This is a genomic window from Methylobacterium ajmalii, assembly GCF_036448855.1.
Lineage (GTDB): Bacteria > Pseudomonadota > Alphaproteobacteria > Rhizobiales > Beijerinckiaceae > Methylobacterium > Methylobacterium ajmalii.
Window position 1 is genome coordinate 1 of sequence record NZ_JAZFXT010000046.1, and the last position, 16937, is coordinate 16937.

Here is a 16937-nt window from a genome sequence, read left to right on the forward strand (position 1 = left end):
GCGCGAGGCCTTCCGCCACCACTCCTACGTCTCGCTGCGCGCCGACGGGGTGATCGCGGGCCTGGGCACGCAGGGCTACGGGCTGGCCCTGCGCCGCATCGCCCAGCTCATCGACGCGAAGGCCTGAACGATGGGCCGGGCCGCGGCGGGACACCGGCTCGATACCGGTATCCGGCGGCGCGATCTGGTATGGGCGGACCATTGCCCGGACGGGATCGTCCGGTATGACCGCGCTCCCCTGAAACCGTCGGGTATCCCCGCATGAGCAGCATCCGCATCCCGGCGCTCCGTTGCGCCCTCCTGGGTCTCGTTCTCGTGACCGCCGGCCCGGCGCTCGCCGACGACACGCCGACGACGGCGGGCGCGGTCGACCGTCTGAAGGGGCTGGCCAACGAGGCGGTCGGCAGCGCCAAGCGCGGCGTCGGCAACCTGACCGAGGACGAGGCGCTGAAGGCCGAGGGACGCGAGCAGAAGCTTCGCGGCCAGGCGCTGCAGGAGCGCGGCAAGGCCAAGGACACGATCGAGAACGCCCTCGACAAGTAGGCGCGCGCCGAAAGGCACCGGGGGCGATGCGTGCGCATCGTCCCCGGCACTCCTCGACCGGCGCCTGCTGGGGTCAGTCGGTCGAGAACCGGTAGTTCAAGCCGGCGCGCACCACGCCGAACTCGGTCTTGGGCCGGCCGAGCCCGTAATAGGCGGTGGTGGCGGCATCGTAGACGAGGCCGCCGCTGCCGCCGTTGCGGTCGAGGCTGACGTACAGCGCCTCGATTCGGGCGCTCAGCCGCTCGCTGATCGCGTATTCGACACCGCCGCCGGCGGTCCAGCCGGTGCGAAAGGTGTTCGGCAGCGTACCGGTATAATACGAGGCGGTCGACGGCGTACTGCCCCCACCATAGGCGAAGCCGCCGGTCCCGTAGACGAGGAAGCGGTCGAAGGCGTAGCCGATCCGGCCCCGCACCGTGCCGAACCAGTCGAGGCTCGGGCCGATATCGGTGAAGGTCGTGGTGCCGACGAGCCCGCTGCGGGGCCGCCCGAAGGTGGTGCCTTGGATGTCGGCCTCGGCGCCGATCACGAAGCCCGAGCCCGGCGTGAGCTGGTAATCGTAGCCGATCTGCCCGCCGCCGACGAAGGCGGCGTCGCGGCTGCCGGGCGTCACCGTGCCGTAGGTGGCGTCCGTGAAGGTGCCGCCCCCGCCGCCGAACCCGGCACCGGCATTCACGCCGGCATGGAACCCGGTCCAGGTGAAGACCGGGACGGCGGTGAAGGCCGGCGGCGGGGCCGCCCGGCGCGGCAGGTCCGCCGCGAGGGCCGGGGTGGCGACGGCCAGAGGGGCCGTGAGGGAAGCCGTGAGGGCGAGCGCGCCGGCGAGGCCGAGCGCTTCGGTCGTTCTGATCATCGTGGAAGCCGTGCGTGTGTCTTCGGCGAGATGCCGGGGCGAGATGCCGGGGAAGTCGAGCCGGGGCAGCGGGCCGTCCGGGCTCTCGATCGTCGGGCCGGCTCAGAGGTTCTGGACGATGCAGACCGCCTGGAGGGCGACCAGCAGGATCGCGCCGCCGATGACGAGGCAGAGGGCGGCGAGGATCACGGCATCGCCGCCGTCGGTCGGCGTGCGGCGGGAGCGGGCGGCGGGGTAGCCGCTCTCGATCTCCGGCGCCGGGAAAGCGCGGCCGAGGGGGGCGGTGCGGCTCCGGTCGCCGCGCAAGGCTTCGAGCATGGGAGGCGGTCCTTCGTCAGCGCGGCCGCGAAAGCGCGAGCGCCGGATGGGCGAGGTCGGCGAGGGTGGCTGCCGCGACCGGCAGGCCGAGGCCGGCGAGCAGCACGAGGCTGCGCACCAGCATCGCGGCCGGCAGGCGCGGCGCGGGCCGGCGATGCCGGGCGGCGTCGAGCCGGATCGGTGCGGGGCCTTCACTGCGGCACGGGAGGAGGCGGGGAGGGGCCATGCAAGCGTCCTGCGGCTGAACCGGTGGCCGCTCCCGACGTGGGAAATCTGACCACGCCGACCTTTTATGTGGGTAAAATTCCCACGTCAATCGAAAATCGGTCGACGGCACGATGTCGTGGGATTGTGTCCCACGTCCGCTTCGCTACAACGGCGAGGATGTCAGAGCCGTCCCACAGAGTGCCGCCGGACGCCGCCGCGCTACAGGCCCCGCTCGCCCGCCTGCTGCGCCCGCTGGTGCGGCTGTTCGTGCGCTGCGGGATCACGTTCCCGGCGCTGACGGACCTCCTGCGCGAGCTCTACGTGAACGTCGCCGAGTACGATTTCGCGCTGCCCGGCAAGGACCAGACCGACAGCCGGGTCAGCCTGCTCACCGGCATCCACCGCAAGGAGGTGCGCCGCCTGCGCGGGGCCGGGGCCCCGGTGAGCGCGGTACCGGCGGCGGTCTCGCGCACCAGCCGCATCATCGCCCGCTGGGTGGCCGCCCCCGAATTCACCGAAACCGACGGCCGACCGCGCCCGCTGCCGCGCGCGGCGGAGAGCGGGCCGTCCTTCGAGAGCCTCGTCGCCTCGGTGACCCGGGACCTGCGCCCCCGCGCGGTGCTGGACGAGTGGCTCGACCGCGGCCTCGTCACCTTGGACGCCGACGAGCGCATCGTGCTCGCCGAAGCCGCCTTCGTGCCGAGCGGCGGCGGCAGCCAGCAGCTCTACTATTTCGGCCGCAACCTGCACGACCACATCGCCGCGTCGGTCGCCAACATCCTGGAGGAGAAGCCGCGCTTCCTCGAGCGCGCCGTGCATTACGACGGGCTCTCGCCGGCCCTGGCACGGCGGCTCGAGGCGCGGGCGCGGGAGATCGCCATGGAGGCGCTGCAGCAGGCCAACCGCGAGGCGCACGCGGCCTGCGAAACCGATCCCGGCGGCGAGGCGCGCTGGAACTTCGGCATCTACATCTACACCGAGGACGCCCCGCGGCCGGTCCCGCCGGCGCCGGAGAGCGGTGCGCCGTGAGGACCCGGCCCTTGCGACACCCGCCCCGTTCCGCGTCCCTGTCCCGGCGCGGCCTGCTGCGCCTCGTCTCCGGCGTCGCCTGGCTGGCGGCGGCCGGGCCGGCGGGGGCGGCCGGCGACAAGATCCTCGACCAGGGCATCGGCGGCACCGGCATCCGCCCGGGGCCCGACGAGGAGGGCGACCGCGGCATCGGGGGCACCGGCGTCGTGGGCACCATCCGGGGCTTCGGCAGCATCATCGTCAACGACCTGCGCATCGCTTACCCGCCCGAGGTGCCGGTGACGATCGACGGGCGCCCGGCCGGGGTCGCGGATCTGCGGGTCGGCCAGGTCGTGCGGACGCTGGCGGTCGGGGGAGAATCGGGGCTCTCCACCGCGGGCATCGCGGTAATCCACGAGGTGGTCGGCCCGGTCCAGCGCGCCGCGTCCGATCGGCTGACGGTGCTCGGCCAGACGGTCGTGACCGCCGGCCTGCCGCCCGAGATGCCGCGGCCGCGGGTCGGCGAGCGGATCGCGGTCAGCGGATTGCGACGGCCGGACGGCAGCATCGCGGCGAGCCGGATCGACCCCGCGGGCGGCGCCCCCGATCTCGTCGCCGGCCCGGTGCGGCGCGGGCCCGCCGGGGCCCTGCGCATCGGCAACCTGCCGCTTGCAGGGATGGATGCGGCGCTCGCCGGCGGCCGGGCGGTGGCGGAGGGAAGCCTGTCGGGCGGCCGGCTGGCGGTGACCCGGGCGGTCCCGGCGAGCGAACCGTTCGGACCGGAAGCCGGGCGCCTCTCGATCGAAGCCTACGTCGCGCGCGAGGGCGGGAGCTTCCGCACCGGGGCCGGCTACGCGGTAGCGGGCCGCGGCGGCCTCGTCCCGGCCGGCGGCGGGCTCGCGATCCTCGACGGACGCGCCAGCCGCGGCGGCCGGATCGACCTCGACGCCGTGCGCCTGCGGCCCGACCCGGCCGGGCGGGAACGGGGGCAGGGCGAAGGTGCCGGACAGACTGGTCCCGGGCAGGGACGGGCTGGACGAGGGGAGCCCGGCCGGGGTGGGCCGGGTCGCGGCGGCCCGGAGGGATCGCCCGGTCGGCCGGGCGGCGGGCAAGGGAGCCCGAACGGGCGTCCCGGCGGCGAGCGCCCTTTCGGCGGACGCGAGGGCGGGCAACCGGGCCGCGGCGAGATCGACACGCGGATTCCGGGCGCCGAAGGGCCGGGCCGGTTCGGCGGTCCGGGCGGCTTCGGGGGACCGGGGGGGCTCGGCGGGCAAGGCGGCGGCGGCCCCGGCGGGTTCGGCCGTCCCGGCGGCGAGGGGCCCGGCGGCGGGTTCGGGGGCGCGGGACCCGGCGGCGGCTTCGGCGGTGGCGGACGGCGCTAGGGGCGAATCACTCGTCCCGCCAGCGCCGGGCCGGCGCCTGGGGAAACCGAAGAAGACGCCGTTCCTGTGCCCGCAGGGCCACACCGCAGCGCGAAACCTGGCTGTTTTCCGGTGGAGTTAACGGCCAAGTTCGGTCGCGGAACGGCCAAGTCTCTTTCCCGCCGCATTTGAAACGGAGCAGGATGAGCCTTCCCGTCGGTGCGGCAGCGCACCGGCTCCCTCCAGCAGGTCCTGCATGCGCAAGCGCCTCCTCATTGCCGTCGCCGTCGCGGCGCCGCTCCCGGCCACGGCCCAGGTGAGCCCGGTTCGCGACAACATCGACGCGCTGATCGAGGCGCACGCCAAGGCCAACGGCGTCCCGGCGAGCTTCATCCACCGGGTGGTGAAGCGGGAGAGCGGCTACAATCCCCGCGCGGTCGGCCGCGGCGGCGCGATGGGCCTGATGCAGATCAAGCACGGTACCGCCCGGGCCCTCGGCTACAGCGGCCCGGCCTCCGGCCTGCTCGACGCCAAGATCAACCTGACCTACGGCGTCGCCTACCTGGCCGGCGCCTACAAGACCGCCCACGGCAACGAGAGCCAGGCCTACAGCTACTACGCCCGCGGCTACTACTACGCCGCCAAGCGCGCTGGAATCCGCACCGACGTGGCCGAGCTCGAGGCGCCGCCGGTCCGCGACGTCGGCGCTCCCGCCAACCCCCTCGGCAAGTTCCTTTCCAACGTCTTCGGCGCCCGGCCGGCGGCCACGACCGCGACGGCCTCCGCCGACCCGTCGGTCGCCGCGCTCTCCACCGCGCTCGCCCCGACCGGCTCGACGACGCAGTACGTCCTGCCGCCGCCCACCACCGCCCCGCAGCAGGTCGCCTCCGCGGCCTTCCAGCCGACGACCGCCCAGGCGCAGGCGCCCTCGCAGTACCAGCTGCCCGACCTCCCCGAGCCGGTCGTCAAGGTGCCGCTGCCGCCGGTGCGCCCCGCCTCCCTGGCGTTCCACGCCGCCCCGGAGCCGGTCGCGGGCGCCGCCCTCGCCTATGCCGGCCCCGCCGCCGCCTCGCCCTTCCCGACCTCCGGCCAGACGATCAGCCTCGCGGCCACCCCGGCTCCCGCCGCCCCCGCCGCGACCACGACCGTTGCCGCCCTCGATCCGGCCGCCCCCCCGGCGGAGGAGGCGAAGCCCGCGATGCCGATGCCGCCGCGCCGCCCGGTGGAGTTCCGCCACTTCGTCGTGCGCAAGCCGGCGCCCCCGGTGCCGCAGACCGCCGCCGCGACCCCCGAGCCGGCCGCGGCCGCCGTCAGCCAGTAGCCGGCCCCGGGGCCGGCCCCGTCACGCCTCCCCGGTGAACAGCGCCCGCGCCTGCGCCCCGGTCGCGACCGCGATTCCGAGCGCTCGCGCCAGACCGGCGAGGTCCGCGACCTGCGCGGCATTGCTCGCGGCCGGACGGCCGTCGGGGCGCCAGAGGTTGTTCTCGAACCCCACCCGCGCATGACCGCCGAGCGTCGCCGCCGCGACGAGGCAGGCCGCCTCCCGGGGACCGAAGGCGCACAACGCCCAGGGCAGGTCGAGGCGGTGCTCCGACGTCCAGGCGGCGAGGAAGGGCAAGAGGTCGGCGGGGTCCGAGCGCTGGCCCACCGCGTAGCGGCCGAGCACGAACAGCGCGCTCGCCCGCTCGAGCGGGATCAGCCCCCGGGCGGCGAGGCCCTGGAAGCGGGTGACGTCGCCGGCATCGTACAGGATGTGCTGGACCAGCACGCCGGCCCGGGCCTGCTCGGCCAGGAACGCGGCGGCCGCCGCCTCGTCCTCCGGCTCGGCGAAGAGCTCGCGCAGGGCGACCGAGAACGCCTCGGGCTTGAGCGCCCGCATCGCCGCCATCTGCTCGGCCGGGCTGTAGAGGCCGACCGCCTCGGTGGTGACCTGGCAGATCATCTCCGGGCCCGCCTCGCGGCGCACCGCCGCCAGGGCCGCCCGGTAGCGGTCGAGGTCGAGGGTGTGGCGGTTCTCGGCGTCGCGGACGTGCAGGTGGATCATCGCCGCGCCGGCCTCGCGGCAGCGTGCCGCCTCGAGGCCGATCTCCCGCGGGTCGATCGGCAGGGCGGGGTGGTCGGCCTTGGTGCGGCGGGCGCCGTTGGGCGCCACCGTGATCACGAGGGGGGCTGTCATCCTGTCGCTCGGTTCCCTTCGCTCGCGGCCCCGCGGCCCGCGTCCTCCGCCGGGCGATTCGGGGCCCGGCGCCGCACTCTGCACCGTCGGCGGTCCGCCGCCCAGCGGGACCGTTCGTTCCCGTCACGCCGAACGGGCCGGGCCCGACCGCCGCTGCAGCCACCAGACCAGCCCGGCGATCGCCAGCACGGTCGCGAGGCCGAACATCGTCAGGACGCGGCGGATCAGCGGGGTGTAGACGCCCGTCTGCGGATCGTAGCCGTAGCAGAGCAGCACCAGCCTGTCGGCGAGCCCGCCGACCCGGCCCTCGCCGGCCTCGACCAGGGCGAGCCGCAGGTCGCGGGCGGTCATCGCCAGGGGCGAGAGCGCCCGGGCGACCCGCCCGTCGCCCGAGAGCACCAGGGCGCCGGCCGGGTGGGCGTAGGATTCGGTGTCCCGGTCGTACGCGTAGGCGTAGCCCACCGCCCGCGTCACCGCGGCGACCGGGGCGGGGGAGCCCAGCAGCACCACGGCCTGGTCCAGGACGGGGCCGGTCCCGAGTTGCTCGGCCACCATCGCGCGGGCCTGGCCCGCATCGGCCCGCGGATTGAAGCCGAGGGTCACCAGGCGGTAGTCGATGCCGGGTTGCAGGTCGGTGGCGGCGAGCGCCGCGCCGGCGACCGCCAGCATCGGGTCGCAGACATTGCGGCAGGCATAGTCGAGCGGCATCAGCAGGGTGGGGCGGCCGCCCATCGCCTCGCCGAGGCTCGTGCCGCGCCCGTCCACGGCCCGGGTGAAGGCGGCATCGAGGGGCGCGCGGGCATCCGGCGACGGCGCCAGGGCGACGCCGGCGAGATCCTTCGGCGTCAGGCCCGCCGCGGCCGGATGGGCGAGGGCGGTCAGAAGAGCCGCGGCGGCGAGGCGGCGCGCGCCTCGGAACGGCCGGCGGCCGGGACGTCTCATCGCTTGTCCCATCCTCCTCGTGGACCTGCCTCGTCGCGAACCTTGCCTCCTCGCGGACCTTGCCTGGCCCGCCCGCAGGCAGCACCCTGATCGAGATAGGGCATGGCGGGCCGGGGCGGGTGCACCGGACAACGGGCCGCAGGCGTGACGGGGCGCACGCCCGGACATGAGCGGGAGAGCCGGATGGACGAGACGCGCACCGAGGCGGAGATCCGCACCGAGGAGGAACTGCGCGGCCATATGGGCCCGGTCAGCCGCCTCGCCGAGGGCAAGGTGCTGCCCCGGCTCGATCCGCATGCCCGCGCCTTCATCGCGCTCTCGCCGTTCCTGGTGGTCGCCACCGCCGACGCCGAGGGTCGAGCCGATGCGAGCCCCCGGGGCGACGCGCCGGGCTTCGTCCAGGTCGTCGACGACGCCACCCTGCTGATCCCGGACCGGCGCGGCAACAACCGCGCCGACAGCTTCGGCAACCTGCTGGCGGCGCCGGGAATCGGCCTGATCTTCCTGGTGCCGGGCATCACCGAGACCCTGCGGGTGAACGGCACAGCCCGCCTCACCACCGACGCCGCGCTGCTGGCGCCGCTCGCCGCGCAAGGAAAGGTGCCGACGACCGGCCTCGTCGTCACGGTACGCGAGGCGTTCTTCCATTGCGGCAAGGCGGTGATGCGTGCCCGGCTGTGGGATCCGGCGGCCCAGGTGCCCCGCGACCGGGTCCCGAGCCTTGGCCGCATCCTGTCCGACCAGACCGGCGCGATCGGCGTCGCCGAGGCCGAGCGGCTGATGGAGGAATCCTACCGTACCCGGCTCTACTGAGCCGGCACCGCGCGCCATCCCGTGCCCCGGGCACGTCCGGCGAGGGACGGATCGTCCACCTCCGGCGGCGGGGAGGCGGACGACCCCGACACCCGATGTGAGAAACCGCACACCCCAACCGTCTCGCACCGCGTTCGATGCCGCGCAACGGAACCGTTCCGCTCCGGCTCGGTTCCGCATGGGCAATCAATCTGCCCCGAGGGCAGTACGAGGAGAAGGGGTGAATGGCAGAGAAGGAAACCAAGGCCTTTCCGGCCGCCGCGAGCACGCGGGTACCGTTCGCGCTGGCCCTGTCGGCGCTGGCCGGCTGCGCGGACGCGATCGGGTTCCTCGAATTCTCGCAGCTGTTCATGTCCTTCATGAGCGGCAACACCACCCGCTTCGGCGTCGCGGTCAGCCTGGGCGACTGGGGCAACGTCACCCGGGTCGGCAGCACCATCGCGCTGTTCTGCTTCGGGGCGTTCATCGGCACCCTGCTGGCCGCGGCGGTGGGCTACTGGCGGCTCGCCGTGCTCCTTACCCTGCAGGCGCTGCTTCTCGCCGTCGGCCTCCTGATGCCGCGCGGGCCCTTCGAGTTCCCGCTCCACGCCTACCCGATCGTGCTGGCGCTCGGGATGCAGAACGCCGTGCTGCAGGACGAGGAGGGCCGCAGCCTGGCGCTCACCTACGTCACCGGTGCGGTGGTGCGCTTCGGCACCGGGCTCGCCAACCTGCTCCTCGGCCATCCCTCGCCGTCGTTCTGGATCCAGGCGCCGCTCTGGGCCGCGCTGACCTTCGGGGCGATCTCGGGCGGCCTCCTGCACGCCGCTTTCGGCGAGAGCGCCTTCCTGGTTCCCGCCGTGGTGGCGGCTCTGCTCGCGGTCGTGGCGCTCGTGATGACGCTGATCCACGGCGACGGGCCGCTGGTCTCGGGCACGAAGTCCCCGGCGCCCGACGCCGCCGCGACGGCGCCGCCGGTGGTGTGACGCATCCTCCCGCGGGCGGACCTCCGCCCGCGGGAGGATGTCGCCCGCAGCCAAGATTACGCAGAGTTCATGGTGCGGAGACACGGGCGTAAGCCCGGGGAGCCTAGAACGGCAGGGTCGCCGGATGCGGCGGCGCCTCCCACCCCCGGGGCGCCGGCGCGTCCTAGGCCCCGAGGGCCGGGGCGCCGGGTCACCATCATCGCCCCCCAGACGACCCGGCGTTCCGCGCCACGGCAGGCCGAGTCCCCCGGCTCGGCCTGCCGACCTCTCGGCGACGCCCGACGCACCGTGCCGGTTCTCCTCCCCCGGCACGATGCGCCGGGTCCGGGGACCGCCCCGGGTCCAGGGCGCCAGGATCCCGGCGCGGGACGCTCTCCCGCGCGCCCGGGAACTGCCCTAGAATGTCCGACATGCGCCTCCTGATCATCGAGGACGACCGAGAGGCGTCCAGCTACCTGTCCAAGGCCTTCCGCGAGGCCGGCCACGTCGCCGACACCGCCGATGACGGCCTCGACGGCTACGCCCTCGCCCGCGAGGGCGCCTACGACGTGCTGGTGGTCGACCGGATGCTGCCGAAGCTCGACGGGCTGTCGCTGATCCGCTCCCTGCGCGAGCAGGGCGTCGAGACCCCGGTGCTGATCCTCTCGGCGCTCGGCCAGGTCGACGACCGGGTGAAGGGCCTCAAGGCCGGCGGCGACGACTACCTGCCGAAACCCTACGCCTTCTCCGAGCTGATGGCGCGGATCGAGGTCCTGGCCCGCCGCCGCGGCGGCGGAGCGGCCACGGAGGCGACGAGCTACCGCGTCGGCGACCTCGAGCTCGACCGGCTGTCGCACCGGGTGACCCGGGCCGGGCAGGAGATCCCGCTCCAGCCGCGGGAATTCCGCCTGCTCGAGTACCTGATGCGCCACGCCGGCCAGGTCGTCACCCGCACGATGCTGCTCGAGCACGTCTGGGACTACCATTTCGACCCGCAGACCAACGTCATCGACGTCCATGTGTCGCGCCTGCGCGCCAAGGTCGACAAGGGCTTCGAGCGGCCGATGATCCACACCGTGCGGGGGGCGGGCTACATGGTCCGCGCCGGCGGCGAGGCGTGAGCGCCCGGACCGCGACCCCGCCGGCTCCGGCGGGCCAGGCCGCAGGGCCCGACGGCGTGCTCGTGCGCCTCGGCACGCTGTTTCGCACCACAGCCTTCAAGCTGTCGCTCGCCTACCTCCTGGTCTTCGCCGCCTTCGCGTTCTTCGCGCTCGGCTACGTCGCCTGGAACGCCCGGCGCGTCCTCGACGACCAGATCGTCTCGACCATCGAGGCCGAGATAAACGGCCTGTCCGACCAGTACGCCGCGGGCGGCATCCGCCGCCTCGTCAGCGTGGTCGAGCGCCGCTCGCGCGAGCCGGGCGCCTCGCTCTACCTCGTCACCACGCCGGCGGGCGAGCACGTCGTCGGCAACGTCGAGACCCTGCCGCCCGGGGTGCTGAACGAGCCCGGCCAGACCGAGACGACCTACGGCCGCAGCACCGACGGCGACCGCGTCGAGCACCGGGCGATCGTGCGCATCTTCACCCTGCCGGGGGGCTTCCGCCTCCTCGTCGGCCGCGACGTCGAGGAGCGCGACCGGCTGCGGGCGGTGATCGGGCGCGCCTTCGCCTGGTCGCTGATGCTGGTGGTGGGCCTCGGCTTCCTCGGCAGCTGGTTCATCGCGCAACGCGTCCTCAAGCGCGTCGACCACATGACCGAGATCACCCGGAGCATCATGGCGGGCGACCTCGACGGGCGGCTGACGCTGGCCGGCACCGGCGACGAGCTCGACCGGCTGGCAAGCAACCTCAACGCCATGCTCGACCGCATCGGCGAGCTGATGCGCGGCATGCGCGAGGTCTCGGACAACATCGCCCACGACCTCAAGACCCCGCTCACCCGCCTGCGCAACAAGGCCGACGCGGCCTTGCGCGAGGGCGACGACCCGGAATCCCTGCGCGCGGCGCTGGAAGCCAACATCGAGGAGAGCGACAACCTGATCCGGGTGTTCAACGCGCTCCTGATGATCGCTCGCCTCGAGGCCGGCAACGCCCGCGAGGGGCTGGCGGATTTCGACGCAGGCGCGGTCGCTCTCGAGGTCGGCGAGTTGTACGAAGCGGTGGCGGAGGAACGCGGCGTCGGGTTGCGGACGGAGATCGAGGACGGTCTCCTGCTGCACGGCAGCCGCGAGCTGATCGGACAGGCGATGGCGAACCTGATCGACAATGCCCTGAAGTACGGGCAGAGGCCGGCCGATCCGACGGTCCCGCCGGTGGTCTGCGTCACCGCCCGGCGCGAGGACGGGGCCGTGCTGCTCGCGGTCGCCGACCAGGGCGAGGGGATCCCCGAAGCCGATCGCGGCCGGGTGCTGGAGCGCTTCGTGCGGCTCGAGACCGCCCGTACCCGTCCGGGCTTCGGTCTAGGCCTCAGCCTCGTCAACGCGGTGGCGCGGCTGCACCAGGGCACCTTCGCGCTGGAGGACAACGCGCCGGGCCTGCGCGCCGTGCTGCGCCTGCCGGCGCCGGCCGCACGGGAGGTTCAAGCCCCGCGGGAGACGACGGCGTGACCGGGTCCCTTTCCGCGCGTCTCGCCCGGGCGCCCCGCCTCGCCGACCCGGAGCGTGCCCATTCGCGCGTCGCCGACCTGCTTGCAGAGGCGCCCGGCCTCGCGCCGCTGATCGGCGAGGGCGGCCCGGCCCGCGGCCTGCTCCTCGGGCTCGCCGACCATTCGCCGTTCCTGTGGGGGCTCGCCGCCCGCGATCCGACCCGCCTCGCCGGGCTCCTGGAACGCGCGCCGGAGGATTCCAACGCGGCGATCCTGGCCGACCAGCGGGCGGCCGGACTTGCCGGCGGCGACGTCGCCGCCGGGCTTCGGCGCAACCGCGCCGCCCACGCGCTCCTGGTGGCGCTCGCCGATATCGGCGGGGTGTGGTCGCTGGAAGAGGTGACCGCGGCGCTCTCGGACTTCGCCGACGCCTCGGTCGGCGCCGCGGTCGACGCGGCGCTGGCCCAGGCCGCCGGCACCGGCCGGTTCCTGCCGCCCGATCCGTCGAAGCCCCAGGAGGGGTCGGGGCTGATCGTGCTCGGCATGGGCAAGCTCGGATCCGGCGAGCTGAACTATTCGAGCGACGTCGACCTGATCGTGCTGTTCGATCCCGACACGGCGCCGTTGCGCGCCGGCGTCGAGGCGACGCCGTTCTTCAGCCGGATCGCGCAAGCGGTCGCCAAGCTCCTGCAGGAGCGCACCGCCGACGGCTACGTCCACCGGGTCGATTACCGCCTGCGGCCCGATCCCGGCTCGACCCCGACCGCCCTGTCGCTGCCCTCCGCCTACACCTACTACGAGACGGTGGGGCAGAACTGGGAGCGCGCCGCCTTCATCAAGGCGCGCCCGGTCGCCGGCGACCAGACTTTGGCGGAGACATTCCTCGCCGAGCTGCGGCCGTTCATCTGGCGCAAGTACTTCGACTTCGCCTCGATCGCCGACGTCCACGCGATGAAGCGGCAGATCCACGCCGTGCGGGGCCACGGCGCCATCGCGGTGGCGGGCCACGACATCAAGCTCGGGCGCGGCGGCATCCGCGAGGTCGAGTTCTTCGTCCAGACCCAGCAGCTCGTCTTCGGCGGGAGGCGCCCCTCGCTGCGCGGCCGTCGTACGCTCGAGATGCTGCGCGCGCTGCACGACGAGGGCTGGATCACCCCGGAGGCCCGCGACGAATTGGGGGAGGCCTACCGCTTCCTGCGCACCGTCGAGCACCGGCTGCAGATGGTGGCCGACGAGCAGACCCAGCGCCTGCCCGAGGATCCGGGCAAGCTCGCGAGATTCGCCCGCTTCCTCGGCTACGCCGACGAGACCGCATTCGGCGACGCGCTGACCGCCGAGGCGCGCCGGGTGCAGGGCCATTACGCCCTGTTGTTCGAGGCCGAGCCCGACCTCGCCGCGGAGGTCGGCGACCTCGTCTTCACCGGGGTCGAGGACGATCCCGGCACGCTGGCCACCCTGCGCAGCCTCGGCTTCCGGGCGCCGGAGCGGGCGACTGAGACGGTGCGCGGCTGGCATTTCGGCCGCCGCCCGGCGGTGACGAGCCCCCGCGCCCGCGAGGTGCTGACCGACCTGGTCCCACCCCTGATCCAGGCGCTGTCCGGCACCGCCGACCCGGATGGGGCGCTCGCCGCCCTCGACCGCGCCTTCGGTCGGATGCCGGCGGCGGTCGAGCTTCTTACCATCCTGCGCTCGCACGAGCGGCTGCGGCTGCTCTTCGCCGATCTCCTCGGCACCGTGCCGCGGCTCGCCGATACCGTGGCGTTCAGCCCGCACGTCCTCGACGCGGTGATCGACCCGGCCTTCGTCGCCCCGGTGACCGAGGCCGGGGCGCTGGCCGAGCAGCTCCGTACCGGCCTCGGCCAGCCCCGCGACTACGAGGACTTCCTCGACCGCAGCCGCGACGCCGCCCGCCAGTTGCGCTTCGTCACCGGCGCGCGCCTCCTCTCCGGCATCCTGCCGCCCGCGGGCGCCGGCCGGGCCTATGCGGGCATCGCCGAGGCGGTGGTGGCCTCGGCGCTCCGGGCGGTCGAATCGGTCTTCGCCGCCGATCACGGGCGGGTGCCGGGCGGGCGCTTCGCGGTGCTCGGCCTCGGTCGCCTCGGCTCGCGCCAGCTCACCGCCGATTCCGACCTAGACCTCGTGGTCCTGTACGATTTCGATCCCGACGCCCGCGAGAGCGACGGCAAGCGCCCGCTCGATGCCGCGGTCTACTACAACCGCCTGACCCAGCGCCTCGTCGCCGCGCTCACCGTGCCGACCCGGCGCGGGCGGCTCTACGAGGTCGACCTGCGCCTGCGCCCAAGCGGCGGCCAGGGCCCGATCGCCAACCAGTGGCAGCGCTTCGCCGCCTATTGGCGCGAGGAGGCGGAGCCGTGGGAGCACATGGCCCTGACCCGGGCCCGGGCCATCGCGGGCGATCCCGGCCTGATGGCGGAGGCCGACGCCACCGCCGCCGCGATCCTGTGCCAGTCCCGCGACCCCGAGACGGTCGCCCGCGAGGTGCGGACGATGCGGGCCCTCGTGGCGAAGGAGAAGGGCGACCACGGCCCCCTCGACCTCAAGCTCGCCCCGGGCGGGCTCCTCGACCTCGACTTCCTGGCGCAGGCCCTGATCCTATCGCACGCCGCGGCCCATCCCGATCTCGTCGGCCTCGACGCGCCGGGGGTCCTGGAGAGCGCCGGCGACCGCGGGCTGATCGAGCCCGGCCTCGCCGGCCGCCTCGTCACCGCCTACCGGCTCCTCGACGACGTGCACCACTGGCAGCGCCTGATGGTCGAGGGCGAGTTCGGCCGTACCGCCCCGGCGGCGGCCCGTGCCCGCCTCGCCGCGGCCTCGGGCCAGCCCGACGAGGCGGCCCTCGTCGCGCAGCTCGCCGAGACGCGGGCCGGGGTGCGCGCGGCGTTCGAGGAGATCCTGAAATAGCCGGGGCGCCTGCGGGCGCCCCCGGGCGACGTTACGGCTGCCAGGCCGGCCGTTCCACCGGCGTTTCGGCGGCGGCCGCATCCATGCGGGCCATGAGCGTCCGCAGGGCCTCGGTCACCCCTTGGCGGGTCGCCGAGGACAGGATCAGCGGCTTCCGGCCGGTCTCCTCCTCGATCCGGGCGACCTGGAGCTCCAGGGTCTCGGGATCGAGGGTGTCGGCCTTCGACAGCGCGACCACCTCGGGCTTGTCCTCGAGCCCGTGGCCGTAGGCTTCGAGCTCGGTGCGCACCAGCCGGTAGGCGGCGCCGGCATCCTCGCTCGTGCCCTCGACGAGGTGGAGCAGCACCCGGCAGCGCTCGACATGGGCCAGGAACTTGTCGCCGAGGCCCACGCCCTCGTGCGCGCCCTCGATCAGGCCCGGGATGTCGGCGAGCACGAATTCGCGGGTGTCGACCCGTACGACGCCCAGCCCCGGATGCAGGGTGGTGAAGGGATAGTCGGCGATCTTGGGCTTGGCCGCCGTCACGGTGGCCAGGAAGGTCGACTTGCCGGCGTTGGGAAGCCCGACGAGGCCGGCATCGGCGATCAGCTTCAGCCGCAGCCAGAGCCAGTGCTCCTGGCCTTCGAGGCCCGGATTGGCATGTTTCGGGGCGCGGTTGGTCGAGGTGGTGAAGTAGGCGTTGCCGAAGCCGCCGTTGCCGCCTTTGGCGAGGCGGAAGCGCTGGCCGACCGTGGTCATATCGGCGATCAGGGTCTCCCGGTCCTCCGACAGAATCTCGGTGCCGGCCGGCACCTTGAGGATCACGTCCTCGCCCTTGCCACCGGCGCGGTTGCGGCCCGAACCGTGCTCGCCCTTGCGGGCCTTGAAATGCTGCTGGTAGCGGTAGTCGATCAGGGTGTTGAGCCCCTCGACGCACTCGATCCAGACGTCGCCGCCGCGGCCGCCGTCGCCGCCGTCCGGCCCGCCGAACTCGATGAACTTTTCGCGTCGGAACGAGACGCAGCCGGCGCCGCCGTCTCCCGAGCGGACGTAGACCTTGGCCTCGTCGAGGAACTTCACGGGACGAACTCCTGAATGGGGAATGGCGGCCGGGGAGGAGACCCCGGCCGCCGGATCTTATCGGACAATCAGGCGCCGACGCGGCATTCCGCCCCGTCGTGGCGCGCGAAGACGAGACCGGCGGCGTGCCAGGTCTTCAGGCTGTCCCAGGCGCGCCGGTCGAGCCGGAACCGGTCGACCGGGAAGACGCCGCCCCGGGCCGGGAAGGCCTGGAGGCCCGAGCCGACCGAGGCGAAGCCGCACTTCTCCAGGACCCGCCGCGAGGCCGGGTTGACCACCCGGGCCGAGGAGGACAGCTCCTCGCCCTCGGTATAGGCGAAGAACGCGTCGATCATCGCCCGCGCGGCTTCCGTCGCGAGGCCCTGGCCCCAGTGCGGCGTGCCGAGCCAGTAGCCGAGATGCGGCGCGTGGCCGTCCGGGTCGGGCTCGATGCTGACGATGCCGATCGCCTGGGTCGGGTGCCGCCGCGGCGTGATCGCCATGACCAGCGCGCGGCCCTCCGCGTTGGCCCGCCGCGACTCCAGGATGAAATTGTCCACGGAGGGCGGATCGAGCGGATGCGGAATTCGGGCGGTCATCCCGGCTACGGCTTTCTCACCGGCGAATCGGACGAGGGCTTGCGCATCGGCCTGACGGGCCCAGCGCAGCCACAGCCTCCGGGTCTCGAGCCGGAAGACATCGTCGCGGGTGAGGTCGGGAAACATCGCCTGACTCCGATCCGAACCCAGAGCCTCCCGCTCGGGCACGGTTACGAGAACGACGAAAGGGAAGGTGGTTCCCCACCTTCCCCTCGTGATCTCGCTCGGAGCTTGGCCGTTTCGGGGCCTAAGGTGAGCAGGAGTCGCCGGGTCGGTGTGGGGACACCGGCGGAGCTCCCTCGTCACTGGCTCCGTCGGGTTATTCTGCGGCCTCCAGGGCCGGGCCGGCGTCGTTGGCGACGACGGTTACGAACGCGCGACCGCGTTTCGTAATGAATTGCACCTTGCCGGCGGTGAGGGCGAACAGGGTGTGGTCGGTGCCCATGCCGACGTTGACGCCGGGATGCCACTTGGTGCCGCGCTGACGCACGATGATGTTGCCGGCGATCACGGCCTCGCTGCCGAACTTCTTCACGCCGAGACGACGACCAGCCGAATCGCGACCGTTGCGGGACGAACCGCCTGCCTTCTTGTGAGCCATGGGGCTAACTCCTGAATTCTGAGAA

18 protein-coding genes are annotated in these 16937 nt (G+C 73.8%); 10 read left to right on the plus strand and 8 right to left on the minus strand.

Going from position 1 to position 16937, the window contains the following annotated elements:
* Both V3T34_RS19390 and V3T34_RS19395 read left to right on the plus strand, forming a co-directional pair.
* On the plus strand, window positions 1-127 hold a 127-nt coding region (locus tag V3T34_RS19390; RefSeq protein WP_305077633.1), incomplete at its 5' end, for a type II 3-dehydroquinate dehydratase.
* Between the two features lie 134 nt (window positions 128-261).
* Window positions 262-543, plus strand: coding sequence for a CsbD family protein (locus V3T34_RS19395; protein ID WP_091886721.1), 282 nt, complete (start codon window positions 262-264; stop codon window positions 541-543).
* Window positions 544-616: 73 nt separating this feature from the next.
* Here the strand turns inward: V3T34_RS19395 and V3T34_RS19400 are convergent, their stop codons facing one another.
* The 3 genes from V3T34_RS19400 to V3T34_RS19410 all read right to left on the minus strand — a co-directional run bounded on the left by V3T34_RS19400 (window position 617) and on the right by V3T34_RS19410 (window position 1940).
* Window positions 617-1396 (minus strand): outer membrane protein, encoded by a 780-nt coding sequence (locus V3T34_RS19400; RefSeq protein ID WP_305077628.1) that lies wholly within the window; start codon window positions 1394-1396, stop codon window positions 617-619.
* A 102-nt stretch (window positions 1397-1498) separates the two neighbouring features.
* Window positions 1499-1714 carry an immunoglobulin domain-containing family protein gene (locus V3T34_RS19405; RefSeq protein ID WP_060846417.1) on the minus strand — a complete coding sequence of 72 codons (216 nt, stop codon included), beginning with the start codon at window positions 1712-1714 and terminating at the stop codon, window positions 1499-1501.
* Window positions 1715-1730: 16 nt separating this feature from the next.
* A complete protein-coding gene (locus V3T34_RS19410; RefSeq protein ID WP_305077627.1) occupies window positions 1731-1940 on the minus strand; it encodes a hypothetical protein in 210 nt (69 codons plus the stop codon).
* A gap of 158 nt (window positions 1941-2098) precedes the next feature.
* Here V3T34_RS19410 and V3T34_RS19415 point away from each other — a divergent pair, with 158 nt between their 5' ends.
* From V3T34_RS19415 to V3T34_RS19425, 3 genes are all read left to right on the plus strand, one after another.
* Window positions 2099-2950 (plus strand): DUF6502 family protein, encoded by an 852-nt coding sequence (locus V3T34_RS19415; RefSeq protein WP_060846415.1) that lies wholly within the window; start codon window positions 2099-2101, stop codon window positions 2948-2950.
* Window positions 2951-2961: 11 nt separating this feature from the next.
* On the plus strand, window positions 2962-4311 hold the full coding sequence (locus V3T34_RS19420; protein WP_305077626.1) for a DUF5666 domain-containing protein: 1350 nt from the start codon (window positions 2962-2964) through the stop codon (window positions 4309-4311).
* A gap of 235 nt (window positions 4312-4546) precedes the next feature.
* Window positions 4547-5611, plus strand: coding sequence for a lytic transglycosylase domain-containing protein (locus V3T34_RS19425; protein WP_305077625.1), 1065 nt, complete (start codon window positions 4547-4549; stop codon window positions 5609-5611).
* A 21-nt stretch (window positions 5612-5632) separates the two neighbouring features.
* On the opposite strand, the gene V3T34_RS19430 is transcribed toward V3T34_RS19425, so the two are convergent.
* Both V3T34_RS19430 and V3T34_RS19435 read right to left on the minus strand, forming a co-directional pair.
* Window positions 5633-6466: a beta-keto acid cleavage family enzyme gene (locus V3T34_RS19430; protein ID WP_091886705.1), complete on the minus strand. Its 834-nt coding sequence runs from the start codon at window positions 6464-6466 to the stop codon at window positions 5633-5635.
* A gap of 123 nt (window positions 6467-6589) precedes the next feature.
* Window positions 6590-7408, minus strand: a complete 819-nt coding sequence (locus V3T34_RS19435) for a thioredoxin domain-containing protein (protein WP_305077624.1) — start codon at window positions 7406-7408, stop codon at window positions 6590-6592.
* Window positions 7409-7591: 183 nt separating this feature from the next.
* Between V3T34_RS19435 and V3T34_RS19440 the strand changes: the two genes are divergently transcribed.
* The 5 genes from V3T34_RS19440 to V3T34_RS19460 all read left to right on the plus strand — a co-directional run bounded on the left by V3T34_RS19440 (window position 7592) and on the right by V3T34_RS19460 (window position 14673).
* Window positions 7592-8221: a pyridoxamine 5'-phosphate oxidase family protein gene (locus tag V3T34_RS19440; RefSeq protein ID WP_305077623.1), complete on the plus strand. Its 630-nt coding sequence runs from the start codon at window positions 7592-7594 to the stop codon at window positions 8219-8221.
* Window positions 8222-8445: 224 nt separating this feature from the next.
* The gene (locus tag V3T34_RS19445) at window positions 8446-9186 is read left to right on the plus strand and encodes a YoaK family protein (protein WP_060846410.1); all 741 of its coding nucleotides are present in this window, start codon (window positions 8446-8448) and stop codon (window positions 9184-9186) included.
* Window positions 9187-9596: 410 nt separating this feature from the next.
* Complete coding sequence (locus tag V3T34_RS19450) at window positions 9597-10286, plus strand: response regulator transcription factor (protein WP_060849267.1); 690 nt, start codon at window positions 9597-9599, stop codon at window positions 10284-10286.
* Between the two features lie 56 nt (window positions 10287-10342).
* The gene (locus V3T34_RS19455) at window positions 10343-11773 is read left to right on the plus strand and encodes a HAMP domain-containing sensor histidine kinase (protein ID WP_305077632.1); all 1431 of its coding nucleotides are present in this window, start codon (window positions 10343-10345) and stop codon (window positions 11771-11773) included.
* Window positions 11770-14673: a bifunctional [glutamine synthetase] adenylyltransferase/[glutamine synthetase]-adenylyl-L-tyrosine phosphorylase gene (locus tag V3T34_RS19460; RefSeq protein ID WP_305077622.1), complete on the plus strand. Its 2904-nt coding sequence runs from the start codon at window positions 11770-11772 to the stop codon at window positions 14671-14673. Before V3T34_RS19455 ends, V3T34_RS19460 begins: the two co-directional genes overlap by 4 nt.
* 31 nt (window positions 14674-14704) lie before the next feature.
* Here V3T34_RS19460 and obgE read toward each other — a convergent pair whose 3' ends face one another.
* The 3 genes from obgE to rpmA form a co-directional block, all read right to left on the minus strand.
* Window positions 14705-15733, minus strand: coding sequence for a GTPase ObgE (gene obgE, locus V3T34_RS19465; RefSeq protein WP_091886693.1), 1029 nt, complete (start codon window positions 15731-15733; stop codon window positions 14705-14707).
* 68 nt (window positions 15734-15801) lie between these two features.
* Entirely contained in the window at window positions 15802-16437 is a 636-nt protein-coding gene (locus V3T34_RS19470; protein ID WP_091750843.1) for a GNAT family N-acetyltransferase, read from the minus strand.
* Window positions 16438-16630: 193 nt separating this feature from the next.
* A complete protein-coding gene (rpmA, locus tag V3T34_RS19475) occupies window positions 16631-16912 on the minus strand; it encodes a 50S ribosomal protein L27 (protein ID WP_060846406.1) in 282 nt (93 codons plus the stop codon).
* Window positions 16913-16937 lie beyond the last annotated feature (25 nt).